14 protein-coding genes are annotated in these 12,568 nt (G+C 58.6%); 4 read left to right on the forward strand and 10 right to left on the reverse strand.

Annotated elements, in window-relative coordinates:
* Positions 1-125 precede the first annotated feature (125 nt).
* The 7 genes from NLK60_RS04285 to NLK60_RS04315 all read right to left on the reverse strand — a co-directional run bounded on the left by NLK60_RS04285 (position 126) and on the right by NLK60_RS04315 (position 5,000).
* The gene (locus tag NLK60_RS04285; protein WP_254809657.1) at positions 126-392 is read right to left on the reverse strand and encodes an elongation factor 1-beta; all 267 of its coding nucleotides are present in this window, start codon (positions 390-392) and stop codon (positions 126-128) included.
* Positions 393-394: 2 nt separating this feature from the next.
* Positions 395-574, reverse strand: coding sequence for an HVO_2753 family zinc finger protein (locus NLK60_RS04290; protein WP_254809658.1), 180 nt, complete (start codon positions 572-574; stop codon positions 395-397).
* A gap of 181 nt (positions 575-755) precedes the next feature.
* Positions 756-2,009: a tripartite tricarboxylate transporter permease gene (locus NLK60_RS04295; RefSeq protein ID WP_254809659.1), complete on the reverse strand. Its 1,254-nt coding sequence runs from the start codon at positions 2,007-2,009 to the stop codon at positions 756-758.
* Between the two features lie 166 nt (positions 2,010-2,175).
* Positions 2,176-2,880 carry an HAD family hydrolase gene (locus NLK60_RS04300; protein ID WP_254809660.1) on the reverse strand — a complete coding sequence of 235 codons (705 nt, stop codon included), beginning with the start codon at positions 2,878-2,880 and terminating at the stop codon, positions 2,176-2,178.
* 82 nt (positions 2,881-2,962) lie between these two features.
* Positions 2,963-3,301: a 50S ribosomal protein P1 gene (gene rpl12p, locus NLK60_RS04305; protein WP_254809661.1), complete on the reverse strand. Its 339-nt coding sequence runs from the start codon at positions 3,299-3,301 to the stop codon at positions 2,963-2,965.
* A 21-nt stretch (positions 3,302-3,322) separates the two neighbouring features.
* The gene (locus NLK60_RS04310) at positions 3,323-4,366 is read right to left on the reverse strand and encodes a 50S ribosomal protein L10 (RefSeq protein WP_254809662.1); all 1,044 of its coding nucleotides are present in this window, start codon (positions 4,364-4,366) and stop codon (positions 3,323-3,325) included.
* Position 4,367: 1 nt separating this feature from the next.
* Entirely contained in the window at positions 4,368-5,000 is a 633-nt protein-coding gene (locus tag NLK60_RS04315; RefSeq protein WP_254809663.1) for a 50S ribosomal protein L1, read from the reverse strand.
* Between the two features lie 318 nt (positions 5,001-5,318).
* Here NLK60_RS04315 and NLK60_RS04320 point away from each other — a divergent pair, with 318 nt between their 5' ends.
* Positions 5,319-5,891, forward strand: coding sequence for a hypothetical protein (locus NLK60_RS04320; protein WP_254809664.1), 573 nt, complete (start codon positions 5,319-5,321; stop codon positions 5,889-5,891).
* A gap of 298 nt (positions 5,892-6,189) precedes the next feature.
* Here the strand turns inward: NLK60_RS04320 and NLK60_RS04325 are convergent, their stop codons facing one another.
* The 3 genes from NLK60_RS04325 to NLK60_RS04335 form a co-directional block, all read right to left on the reverse strand.
* Positions 6,190-6,666 carry a 50S ribosomal protein L11 gene (locus NLK60_RS04325; RefSeq protein WP_254809665.1) on the reverse strand — a complete coding sequence of 159 codons (477 nt, stop codon included), beginning with the start codon at positions 6,664-6,666 and terminating at the stop codon, positions 6,190-6,192.
* A 290-nt stretch (positions 6,667-6,956) separates the two neighbouring features.
* The gene (cutA, locus tag NLK60_RS04330; RefSeq protein ID WP_254809666.1) at positions 6,957-7,268 is read right to left on the reverse strand and encodes a divalent-cation tolerance protein CutA; all 312 of its coding nucleotides are present in this window, start codon (positions 7,266-7,268) and stop codon (positions 6,957-6,959) included.
* Positions 7,269-7,305: 37 nt separating this feature from the next.
* Positions 7,306-8,643 carry an RNA-guided endonuclease InsQ/TnpB family protein gene (locus tag NLK60_RS04335; RefSeq protein ID WP_254809667.1) on the reverse strand — a complete coding sequence of 446 codons (1,338 nt, stop codon included), beginning with the start codon at positions 8,641-8,643 and terminating at the stop codon, positions 7,306-7,308.
* A 281-nt stretch (positions 8,644-8,924) separates the two neighbouring features.
* Here NLK60_RS04335 and NLK60_RS04340 point away from each other — a divergent pair, with 281 nt between their 5' ends.
* The 3 genes from NLK60_RS04340 to NLK60_RS04350 are packed head-to-tail and all read left to right on the forward strand — an operon-like array spanning position 8,925 to position 12,554.
* Positions 8,925-10,604 carry an ABC transporter substrate-binding protein gene (locus tag NLK60_RS04340; protein WP_254809668.1) on the forward strand — a complete coding sequence of 560 codons (1,680 nt, stop codon included), beginning with the start codon at positions 8,925-8,927 and terminating at the stop codon, positions 10,602-10,604.
* A 31-nt stretch (positions 10,605-10,635) separates the two neighbouring features.
* Positions 10,636-11,649 carry an ABC transporter permease gene (locus tag NLK60_RS04345; RefSeq protein WP_254809669.1) on the forward strand — a complete coding sequence of 338 codons (1,014 nt, stop codon included), beginning with the start codon at positions 10,636-10,638 and terminating at the stop codon, positions 11,647-11,649.
* On the forward strand, positions 11,649-12,554 hold the full coding sequence (locus NLK60_RS04350; RefSeq protein WP_254809670.1) for an ABC transporter permease: 906 nt from the start codon (positions 11,649-11,651) through the stop codon (positions 12,552-12,554). The genes NLK60_RS04345 and NLK60_RS04350 overlap by 1 nt, the downstream gene beginning before the upstream one ends.
* Positions 12,555-12,568: the final 14 nt, after the last annotated feature.

The following is a 12,568-nucleotide window of genomic DNA, read 5'->3' on the forward strand; positions in this document are numbered from 1 at the left end:
GCGTGTCGCTCGAACCCAGGAAGAATCCCGCGGCAAAAATCGGTACGTGTCGGACGACCCCACACGGTGTAGGCGAAGCGACCGCTGCTCGAGCAGAGACCTTCGAAAGAAGCGAGGTGAAGCCGTTAGATACGGCCGACGTTCTCGACGGTAACGCTCTCGACGCCTTCGACTTCGGCGAAGGCTTCCTCGACACCCTCAGTGCCACCGGCACCGTCAGGAACGATCACGGTCGGGTAGAGCGCAACGAGGCCGAACGCGACTTCCTCGCGCTCGACGCCGTTGATCTTGGCACCTTCCGCAAGGGCGTTCTCGAGGCGCTCCTGAAGCGCGTCGAGGTCGACCTCGGGGCTTTGCGGCATGACTTTGATTTTGGCGGCTACTTTTCCCATGATTATGGTCCGGTGAACCCACAGTCGGGGCACTCATAGAGGTTGCTCTGTTTGCGACACTTGGCACAGCGGTAGATCTGTGCGCCACAGTCTGGGCATTTGAACGCCGCAGCGTTCGTACCCGCGATGTTGATCCCACAGGAGACGCAGGAACGAGTCTCCCGTCGGTCCGTGGAACTCATACCCGCTCTTTCCCGCCCGTCGCTTTTAACGGTTGTCTTTCGACTGCAGGTGTCGGCCCGTTGCCGTCCCCGTAAGCCAGCACTCGTGCTATCGCGGCTGATCAGGTTCAAGAGATTCTCCGTATATGAGCCAAGAAAGGCGGCCTGACATCCGGGATTGTCCAGACGAGGGGAAAATCGCTTACCATCCCGACCAGCCAGCGAGAATTAACGGGCCGATCAACACGCCCATCAGATGTACTCGACGCGCACCGAGTCGTACCGGTACGAGCCCGATGATCGCTGCCAGACAGAATACGAGAATGCCCACGAGACCGGTGAACAAAAACGAGAGACAGCAAAGCAGCGTCAAGATTACGACCGATATCTTCCAGTACTCGAGACGGCCGATCAACTGGAGGTAGAGATCACCGACGGAAACGACGAGCACGAAGCCAAACACGCCGGAGAGGACCACTCCCACGAGGAGCACGGGGAGATTGAGCGGAGCGCCAACGTTTTCGAACGCTACCATCACCCCGGACCTTGGTTGCCCGATAGCGACGAGCGCAAACAGGGCGAAAATCGTATTGGCCGTATCGACACCGCTGGTCGCGACGATGTATCCTCGGTCTGTGATCCCCCCAGGGACCAGAAACAGCACGGCGATCGCCGCGATGGCTGCCGAAACGCCAGGTAGATAGCCAACCACAGCGCCAGCGATAGCCCCTGAGACGGCAGTCCAGCCGAGGAGTGGTCGTGAGAGACGAAGCCCACCGTCCTCCTGCGGTGGTACCCCACCACCGTTGATTGCATCGATCAAGACCGGTGCACCGAACAGTCCAGCAAACAGTGGAGCGAGCATCCCGCCCGCCTCGAGTGGAGCTTCGGGCGAAAGGTCGAGCGTCGCCCAACCGAGAACGGCCGCCAACAAGAACGAGCAAGCACCAACCGCCCGTCGTTGCCAGGTGTATTCCGTCACCACGAGCGCGAGTACGATAGCGAGCAAGAGAAACGAGAGATGGGCTCGCACATACGGATAGACGGCCGTGACACCGATCGTCACTGGGATGGCAAGCGGAATGGCCACAAGGACGGCGAGCAAGCTCCCAACGGCGGATAGTCGTATCGCCTCGAAGCCGCGCCCGTCGAGGACCATCCGGTGACCCGGTAATGCTGTGACGGCCATTTCAGCATCCGGCACACCGAGCGCCATCGCCGGAATCGCGTTCAGGAATGTATGGACGACACCAGCAGCGAGCATGGCTGCCCCGACGAACAGTGGCGGTCCGGGGACGCTGGCGGCCACTCCAGCCAGCACGAGCGCGAAATTATTCGCGTGCAAGCCCGGAATCAGCCCGCTGATGGATCCGAGAACGATTCCGCCGGCAACCCAGCACAGAAACGGGATCGAAAACGCCGGGTCGACGACGAGTTCGAACTCGGGCAGGACCATCGGGCCCCACTGGATGCCGCTTGTGATTTAAATTCGAGGACCGGTTTCGGCACTCGAGTAGGTGTACTTACGTCCGGCAATCGTCGCACGTCCGGCAATCGTCGCACGTCCGGCAATCGTCGCACGTCCGGCAATCGTCGTTCACTCCATGCCCATTGTGTGGCGATTAGGCTACTTCGAACGCCCTAGAAAGGGACTGAGGTAGCGATTCCGGGTACAAGAGTCCCGAAACGTCCGAGACGATCGCATCGGCAACCTCGCCCGCTGTGTCAGTATCTCGAGTACTGGTCGTGGTATCGGTACCCGCAACGTAGACAGTCTGAAACCCGGCTTCGTGAGCGCCAACGATGTCCTCGTCGAACGTATCGCCGACGTAGACGTGCTCGTCGGCCGGAAGGCGCTCTCGAGCCGTCTCGAAAATTTCTCGATCGGGTTTCCGCACCCCGAGTTCGTTGGAGACGACCACCGTGTCGACCAGTTCGCCGAGCCCATGGCGGTCAATTTTCGCCCGCTGTTGTCGTCCATCGCCGTTCGTCAGAATGCCGGTCTGTCGGCTGTTTCCGACCCGTTCGACAACTTGCCTCGCCTCCCTCGAGACCGCCGTTGCCTTCAGTTCGGTCTGGCAGTGTTCTCGGGCCAGCGTTTTCGGAGCGGCCTCCAGAGGCGTTTGTTCGACCACTGCTTCGAACGCCCGTCTGTACGGGTTCGGTTCACACGTCTCGAGCGCCCGAAACAGCCGCTCGACGTATAGTTCGTACGCGCTGTCGGTCGGCTCACCGTAGGGTTCGACGGTCGTTGCAAACTGCTCGTCGAACGATTTCGTGTATGTACAGAGTGTCCCGTCGAGGTCGAAGTAGACTGCCGTGCTCATTGGAGGCTGTTTTCTCCCCACAGATGCGACTACGGAACTCGTGTGCAAAAAATGTAGGTAAAACGGCTCGTCGTCGTGCGACTTAGCCGAAGAGTTCGCCGAGACCTTCGCCGCTGGCCTCCTCTTCTTCGTCATCGTCGTCGTCCGTCGTGTCCGGGACGTCGCTAGTCTCTTCGACATCGTCGTCGTCACCATCGTCGGCTGCGGCTGCAGCGCCACCGGCGGCGGCTCCAGCTGCGGGGACGGCGGCTGCCTCGGCGACAGCCTCGTCGATGTCGACGTCCTCGAGTGCGGCGACAAGCGCCTTCACGCGAGATTCTTCGACGTCGACGCCGGCGGCCTCGAGCACGCCGGTCAGGTTGTCTTCGTTGATCTCTTCGTCGGTCTCGTTCAGGATGAGTGCTGCGTAGACGTATTCCATTGTTGTAATCCTCGTAGTGTATTAGCCGAACATTGCGCCGAGTCCTTCCGCACCGTCGCCATCGTCTTCGTCATCGTCGTCTTCGGCTTCGGATTCGGATTCGGCCTCGTCCGTCTCGTCTTGGTCGTCGGTCGATTCTTCAGTGTCCGCTGCAGGCGCAGCAGGTGCCTCGACGCCCTGTAGCTCCTCGGGAAGGGCTTCCTCGTCGTCGATCTGAGCCGCTATGGCGCGCAGTTGCGCGTCGGCCTTACGGACGAGGTCGGGCATGAGTTCGTCGTTCTCGATTGCGGCGTGCAGGCCGAGGCTCTTTGCCTCGCCGGTTGCCTTGGCGATGATCGAGGGGACAGTCTGGGCTGTCGGATAGCCAGCGTTGATCGAGAGGTTTCGTGCGAAGGCGGCTGCCGTCTGCACGTCGCTCTCGTAGGCCTCGACATCGATGTCCAGGTCCTCTGGGTCGAACAGGACGCCTTCGGAGTAGACGGCGCGCAAGTCGAGACCAACTTCCTTCGGCTCGATACCGAGTTCGTTGAGGACGTTTGCCAGATCAGCCGAGACTTCTTCACCAGTCTCGAGTACAGTCGAGTCCTCCATCACCTGAATCGAACCGTCTTCGATTCGGGCGTTGGCACCGACCTGCTGGAGTTCCCCGACGAACGGACCGGGGTCGACTCCCGTGTCACCCTCCGGGATGACGATATCGTTCGGCGCGACCTCCCCAGCGTTGATCGGAGCGGGCGTCTTCGATGCCTCGAGTTCCTTGTAGAGCGCGAACGGGTTGTCGTTCGTCGCCACCAGGCCGACCTGCCCGTCGATGTGTTCGACGAGATTGTCGAGGCCAGCGGCTTCGAGCGCTCGAGTCTGTAGCGTATTTCGGCTGACGCGGACGACTGCCGTACCGTGGAGTCCGCGACGCATGTCCTGGAGCTGCTTCGAAGGAATGCCCGTAATACCGACGACACCGATACTTTCGTAGTCGTCAATCAGGGCCTCGAGTTCGGCGACTTCCTCTCGCTTCCACTCGGGAAGGTTCTCCGTTTTACGCTCGCTCTGGGCTTCAGCGCTCATTTCAGGCCACCTCCACAGATGGTCCCATCGTCGTTTTCACGAAGACGGAGTCGATGTTCTGTGGACCTTTCTCGAGGTCAGCGTGCAGTCGGCGGATAATGACGTCGATGTTGGACGCGATATCCTCGGCACTCATGTCCTCGGCACCAACGCGCGTGTGGAACGTACGTCGGTCTCGAGAACGAATCTGCACGGTGTTTTTGAGTCGATTGACCGTCTCGACGACGTCGTCGTCGGGCGAGAGCGGGTCCGGCATTTTCCCTCGAGGGCCCAGGATGGTACCCAGGTATCGAGCGATATCTTGCATCATCGCCTCTTCAGCGATGAAGAAATCAGTCGCGTCTGCCAGGTCTTTGGCTTCGTCATCGTCCAGGTCGGCCACGTCGCTTCCCGAAAGGACCTGGTCCGCGACCTCTTCGGCACGGACGGCGGTCTCGCCTTCGGCGATCACGACGATCTGAGTTTCTTGGCCGGTGCCGGACGGCAACACGACTGATTCATCGACACGATTCGACGGTTCGTTTAAATCTAGATCGCGCAGATTGATCGCGAGGTCCACCGTCTCGGTAAAGTTCCGGTCCGGTGACTCCTCGAGTGCGCGAGTCACTGCTGTTTCTATATCCGTATCTGCCATCGTTCACCTCCGTAGTACGCAGGGTGTGCTCCTACGGGTCAGTGAAACAGGCCATGCCTGTCTCGGTTTGAGAAAGTGCTATCGGGAACTTAAACCCGTCGAACTGTCCGTTCGATCGACAGCGAACCGGTAAACTACAGAGACACGGCCCTCGTACCACAGAACCAGCCTCGAGTAGGTGACAGCCGAAACGAGATTGGACGAATATAAAACATCGCGTAGTACGTAAATTTTTATTCTCGAAGCCAGTTAATTTCCGAAATCTATATTATGGTGCTCGTGTATTTCTCGACTATGGGGCCAATAGACTTATATCACATGACCACTGGCTCGGGGGAGCCACTCACAGCGTACGAAGAACTCCTCACGCTCTATGAGGGGTTATCACTGGTCGAACAGGGGGTATTACACGGCGCTGGCGTATTGCTTGTTGGAGTGTTGCTGATTGGAATCCTTCGTGAATTCGCCAGTGACACGCTCAAAACGTCCCACCGGAGTCCGTTCATCTCCCTGTGTATCGGGCTTCCGGCCACAATCGTGCTCGGTGGGCTATTCTACACAGGATTGGTCCTCAGTGGGACCAATGTTGGCATCTTCTTTGCAATCCCCCTCGTTACCATTAGTGGACTCCTCTTGCCCGCTGTTGTTACAATGGGGTACGTATCGCTCGGCGGGGCAGTGCTCGGTCGCCTGGGGTCAACGAACGCCCTTTCGTGGATCGTACTCGGTGCAGCGTTGAGCGCGTTGACGGTGCTCGCTACGCCAGTCGCAGTTGCCGTCAGCTTCCTCGCAGCCGTACTCGGCTGCGGTGCTGGGGCCCGAGTGATGTTCAACGGTGGCGGTGTCCGCGAGAGTACCGATAGAGTCGTTCCTCCGGCGAACAAAATTTAGGGCAGTTTCGAGTAGCTGTTTCTCGAGCCCCATGTCGAAATGGCCCATTTCGTTAGAGTTTGTTAGCAATTTGTAGCTCACAACCTTTCACCGTAGAGAGAGCTCACAGCTTTTCTGCACCCACTGGTAACTGACGCATCGCTCGAGCCTCCAATCGGGGACCTACAGAAATCCAAGGCGCGTGTGTCCGTGATTGGCTCAGAGGCACGTTACCTACACCGATACCTACAGGTATCAGATTCCGTAGAAGGAAAGCGTGTCAGCCAGTGGCTACACGCCCAGTTAATAAGTGGGAGGATTACTCGACGAGCGCGTCGTCGTACTCGCCATCGTCGACTTTCGCTTTGAACTCGCGGGCATCGACGCCTTCGATGGTGACGCCCATCGAGGCGCACGTACCGACGACTTCTTTCGCCGCGTTTTTCGTATCGTACGCGAGCAGGTCGGGTTTCTTCTGCTCGGCGATCGTTTTCACCTGCTCGATCGAGAGGTCAGCGACGAAGTCCTTCTGGGGTTCGCCACTGCCAGTGTCGAATCCGGCCTCGTCTTTGACGAGTGCAGCCGTTGGTGGGACACCGACGTCGATGGTGTAACTCCCGTCTTCTTCGTATTCGACGGTGACAGGCACTTCGGTGCCGTCGAACGCTGCAGTTTGTTCGTTGATATCGCTGACGACCGCCTGAACGTCGACGGGCGTCGGTCCGAGCTCGGGGCCGAGTGGTGGGCCAGGATTGGCCTGGCCACCCGGGACGAGCACTTCGATGGTTCCAGCCATACCCGAATGAATCCTCGCTCGAGTTTTAAGGGTTGCCATTCGAGGTAGTCGGATAGCGCGAGTGTGTGACGAGTTCTCGACGGGCACGGATAGCGCGAGTGTGTGACGAGTTCTCGACGGGCACGGATAGCGTGGCGGGTTCACAGCGGGCACGGATAGCGCGAGTGTGTGACGAGTTCTCGACGGGCACGGATAGCGTGGCGGGTTCACAGCGGGCACGGATAGCGCGAGTGTGTGACGAGTTCTCGACGGGCACGGATAGCATGGCGGGTTCACAGCGGGCGCGAATATTACGACGATGTACCCCCTACATCAGTCACGTCCTCGCGCCAGGCGGCAAACGACTCGAGGACATCGGATTCGTTGAATCGTTCGATACAGGGAACCTCGTGTGGATGTATCTCGAGAATACGTTGACGGAGGGCTGGATACCGTTCGTCGGTTGTTTTGGCGAGTAAAACTGTCTCCTTCTCACGGTGGACTGCTCCCTCCCATCGATAGGTGGATGTGGTCTCGAGTTGATTGACACAGGCAGCGAGGCGTTCGTCGATAATAGTCTCCGCTATAGAGTCAGCAGCTTCTGGCGGTGCGTTGACATCCACCCACGACTGAAGTCGTGAGATTCCTCTCGTGGGAGTCTCAGTCGTCTGAGTCCCCGAGAGCGATATTTCCGCTCGATGCGGTACTTTGGTCTGTGTACGCCTCGTTGGCCGTTGCCTCCACCGCGATGGAGGGCGGGCTATGATGTTCCCGCCAACTGTGTTTGTTCCACTTGAGGTACACGGGCCGTGCCATCGACCCGACTGTGTTGTTCTGCTGTCTCAGGAACGATTCCGATGCGACAAGGTCGGCGTGACCCTCGAACCCACACGGACACGCCAGCGAATCCTCGTGGCGAATAGTCTCTTCGCGCTCGCCACATTCGGGACACTCCTGACTCGTCCACGCTTCAGATTCCTCTTCGACCCTGATACCGTACTCTTCGCACATGTCTTCGAGCCGATTGATGAACCGGCGGTACGCCCAAAAGTTGTGCGTCTTCGAGTTTATAACCGGCGACCAATGTGTTGAGAGAACGCCTTTGATGTCGCCTACGTACAGCGTCGACACGCCCTCGTCGTACAGACGTTCCACGAGGTCGCGGACGAGGGTGTTTTGGGCGTGTTTGCGCCGATTCGTGCGCTTACGGTACAAGCGGTCGATGCGCTTGCTGGATTTGTGCTGGTCTTCGAGGAGTGACTGGTAGTACGCGATTTGTTCGGTGGTTTCGCGGAACCGCTCGAACAACTCACGTCCTTCGTACAAGTATTGAGAACCGGTTGTCGTCGTGCAAGCGACGAGATTGTTCGCGCCCACGTCGAGAGCGGCTTCTTCCGAAGCCAGTGGTGAATCCAGTCGAGAACTGTCGACGGTGACTGGTTGATAAGCCCTGAACGTATCTGCGGTTTCGTCGTACACGAGTTCGAGTCGGCCTTGCTCGCCGCTCCACTTCGGCTCACCAGCAACTTCAACGCGAAGCCGTTGGTTCCGATTCAACCCAAGTTCGTTTTTGAGTTCAGAGCCGATCGGGACTTCAAGCCGGGAATATTTCCCGAATTGGATGGTGTACTGGTCGTTGCGAACGTACGTACGGAGTAGCCGCCCATCGTCTTCGTTACCCCAGTATCCGGGTGGCGACGGCTTCTCGTCGAGTTTGCCGGCGTGGTACTTCTCGTTGCTGGAGAAGAACGACCGCCACGCTTCGGAGTTCTTGCGGATGATCTGCTGGGCGACGGAACTGCTGAGAACACCCTTGTATTTGCCTTCGAGACTGCCGGTGTCGGCGTCCCAGAAGCTTTCGTCGTCTTCGAGGAAGGCTTGACGGCGAGCGTAGTTGGTCTCGTTCCAGAGACTCGCAGAAGCGTCCAACCAGCGAACGAACACCTCACGCTCTTTCGCAGAGCGAGGGCGAACGTCAAACCGGTTGGTTCGCTTCATCACTACGTGTAACGAAATATTATGTTGTAAAGGTATTGAATAGCGTGGGAGACTCAGGCCCGCCAGTGAGCGTTGGTGGTGGAGTGGGATGTCGGATTCATCCCACGACTCAAGTCGTGGGCTTTCTCCTCGAGTCTGTGTAATCGCGTTTGAAATCCCGAGAGTAACGACGAATGTATAACTCATATCGTAATCAATGTTCAACAGAATATCTATCAGGTGGCTTCGGAGAGAACGAATCGCCGAAAGTTATAAACGTTTTGTGTGCGGTATACTATAACATGAGACGTACTAACGAGTCCTCAGGGGAGGGCAACGGTGTGACGAGGCGGAAAATGCTCACGTATGCCGGTGCAACCGGACTCGCCGTCACAGTTGCCGGGTGTGCAGGCGAGGAGCCCGAAGAAGGGATAGACGATGACAGCGGAAACGGCACTGGAAACGGAAACGGGAACGGAAATGGGGACGGAAGCGATGACGATTCGTCACTCGTGTACGCGACGACTATCGCCCCGAGTACCATCGACCCGATGCAGGTGTCTGATAACTTCGAGAACATCTACGCAGTTAACGTCTATGACTCGCTCATGATGTACTCCGACGACACCCCGCCGGAACTCGTCGACGGTCTCGTCGTCGAGTGGGACGTCGCCGACGACGACCAGACCTACGAGTTTACGCTGCGTGACGATGCGACCTTCCACAACGGCGATCCGGTAACCGCCGACGACGTCGTCTACTCCATCACCCGCATGATGGAGATGCAGATGGGAATGTCCTGGATGTGGGCCGGCACGATGTCCCCCGATGGTGTGAGTGCTATCGACGAGACGACCGTGGAGATCGAAACCGACCGCACGTTCGCCCCGTTCATTTTCACGCTGCCGTATCACCCCATCGTCAACGAGGCGGAGGTCGAAGCCAACGACGAGGATTGGCTCCAGGACAACGACGCTGGCAGCGGCCCGTACCAGCTCGTCGAACACGTCCGCAACGAGCGCCTCGTCCTCGAGCGCAACGAAGACTGGTGGGGTGAGTGGCCCGACGGCGGTGACCCCTTCGACGAGGTCGTCATGGAAATCGTCCCCGAAGAGGGAACGATCAGCGGCATGATGGGAAGTCAAGAGGCAGACATTACGGACGAGTGGCTCTCATTACAGACCTACGAGGAGATCGGCTCGATGGACCACGCCTCGGTCAGCGACGAAGTTACGTTCTCCCCACTTTACGTGTTCATGCACAACCAGCGGGAGCCACTCGACGACGTCAACGTTCGAAAAGCCATCTCCTACGCCGTCGACTACGAAACCATCGTCGACGACATCCTCGAGGGCAACGCCGAACGGTTGCAGGGTCCTCTGCCGGATGCAATGTGGGGGCACAACAGCGACGTGACGCTCTACGACCGTGATCTCGACCAGGCCCAGGCCTACCTCGACGAGTCACCATACGATGGTGAGGACATCGAACTGACTTACACCTACGTCAGCGGTCTCACCGTGACCGAAAACATCGGGCTATTGATGCAGACGAATCTCGCCGAGTTGGGGATCACCCTCGACCTCGAGGGAGCCCCGTGGACCCGGATCACCGACATGGTTACCGATCCGGAATCGACGTCCGACATGCACGCGATTTACCTGTCGTTCTCGTACGTCGACCCGGACACGTTCCTCTACCCAGCCTGGCACTCCGACTCACACGGGAGCTGGGAGAGCGCTTCGTGGTACCAAAACGAAGCGGTCGATCAACTCCTGGATGACGCCCGTACCGAGATCGATCAGGACGCACGAATCGAGATGTACGAAGAAGTGCAAGAGCTGATGACGGAGGACGCACCCGCACTGTTCGTCGTCAACGAAGCGGAACTGTACGGCATCAACAACCGCGTTGGCGGCTACGTCGATAACGGTCTCGTCGGCTATTCGAAGGCCTTCTGGCGGCTGTACAACCAGGGGTAACGCCGCGGTATAACTACCACTATACTGATAAATGGGTTTTAAAAGCTACGTATTCAGGCGAATCCTCTCGGGGATACCAGTCTTCATCGGCCTCTCGATGCTGATATTTTTCCTCGCGCGAGTGCTTCCAGGTGACCCAGCTCGCCTGGCACTCGGCCCGCGGGCTTCGGACGAAGCGGTTCAGTCGCTTCGAGACCAGATGGGATTGAACGATCCAGTCATCGTACAGTATCTCAACTACATGGCCGGGCTGTTCCAGGGAGATATGGGTATCTCGCTGACGACGAATCGAAACGTCGCCGCAGACCTCGTGTACTTCTTTCCGGCAACGTTCGAACTGATCACGGTCGGGATGACAATCGCCGTTCTCCTCGGAGTCCCACTCGGCATCATCGCCGGCCAGAACAAAGACCGCTTCGAGGACAACGCCGGTCGACTCTTTGCCTTCTTCGGCGTTTCGATGCCCGCGTTCTGGGTTGCCATCTTGCTCCAGCTCCTGTTTGCGTTCTACATGGGCTGGCTGCCGGCAACCGGTCGCATCGCGACGGCACCACCCCGTATTACCGGGCTCATGCTCGTCGATAGCCTCATCGCAACCGACTTCGCGGCGTTTCGTAGCGCCCTCGCTCACCTCGCGCTTCCCGCCTTTACCCTCGCACTCGCACCCATGGCCGACATCGCACGTATGACCCGCTCGAGTTTCATCGAAGAGTTCAACAAAGATTACGTCCACGCCCTCGAGACCTCGGGCATTCCGGCGAAACTCATCGCCTACAAGTACGTCCTCAAATCGTCGTTCGCGGCGACGCTGACGATCATCGCTCTCGATTACGGCTTCCTGATCGGATCGGCGTTTCTCATCGAAATCGTCTTCGCCTGGCCGGGTATGGCCCGCTACGGCGTCACTGCGATCCTCGAGAACGACATCAACGCCATCGTCGGTGTGACCCTGGTCGTCGGTCTGGTCTACATCGTCGCGAACATGGTGGTCGATATCATGTACGGCTACTTCGATCCACGGGTTCGGTACGGAGGTGACGAGTAATGAGTACGCTCTCGTCGGAGAACCGTTCCGAGGCCATGGAAAATCGTATCGAAAGCGCAAAACGAGTCGCCTACCGCTTCAGGCAGAATCCGCTTTCGCTGGCCGGTCTCGCTATTATTCTGGGTCTGGTGTTCATCGCCATCTTCGCCCCGTACATCGCCCGCCATCCACAGGACGCTGGCTACATGGGCGAACCGGCCGTCGACTTCGCGAATCGGTTTGCCGAACCGAGCTGGGAACACCCGTTCGGGACGGATCAAGCGGGCCGCGACATCCTCTCGAGAGTTATCTTCGGGACTCGATATTCGCTGGTTCTCGGCATCTTCGTCCTCACGTTTGCCATCGGCATCGGGGTCCCCGTGGGCCTCGTTGCGGGATACGTTGGTGGTGCGCTCGGAACGATTCTAATGCGGATTACGGACGTGTTCCTCTCGGTGCCGCCGCTCGTCCTCGCCCTCGCCGTGGCCGTGCCGCTCCAGCCGAGTTTACGAAACGCGATGATCGCTATCGCCATCGTCTGGTGGCCCTGGTACGCCAGGTTGGTCTATGGGGAAGTCGTCTCCGTTCGCGAAGAGCAGTTCGTCGAAGCCAGCCGTGGCATCGGCGCGAACCGGATTCGAATCATGTTCCGGGAAATACTGCCGAACGTCCTGGCACCGATTACCGTCAAATTCAGCCTCGACATGGGGTATGCTATCCTGATCGGGGCCGGACTCGGCTTCCTCGGGCTAGGGGCCCAACCCCCAACTCCAGAGTGGGGCACGATGATCAGCGAAGGACGCGTCTACCTCCCGGCCCAGTGGTGGTACTCGACGTTCCCTGGACTGGCGATTTTCATCGCGGTCCTGGGATTCAACTTGCTCGGTGACGGCCTTCGGGACGTCTTCGACGTGGAGGTAAAGTAAATGCGAGACACACG

Origin of the sequence: Natronosalvus amylolyticus, from assembly GCF_024298845.1 — an archaeon.
In the GTDB taxonomy this organism is placed as follows: Archaea; Halobacteriota; Halobacteria; order Halobacteriales; family Natrialbaceae; genus Natronosalvus; species Natronosalvus amylolyticus.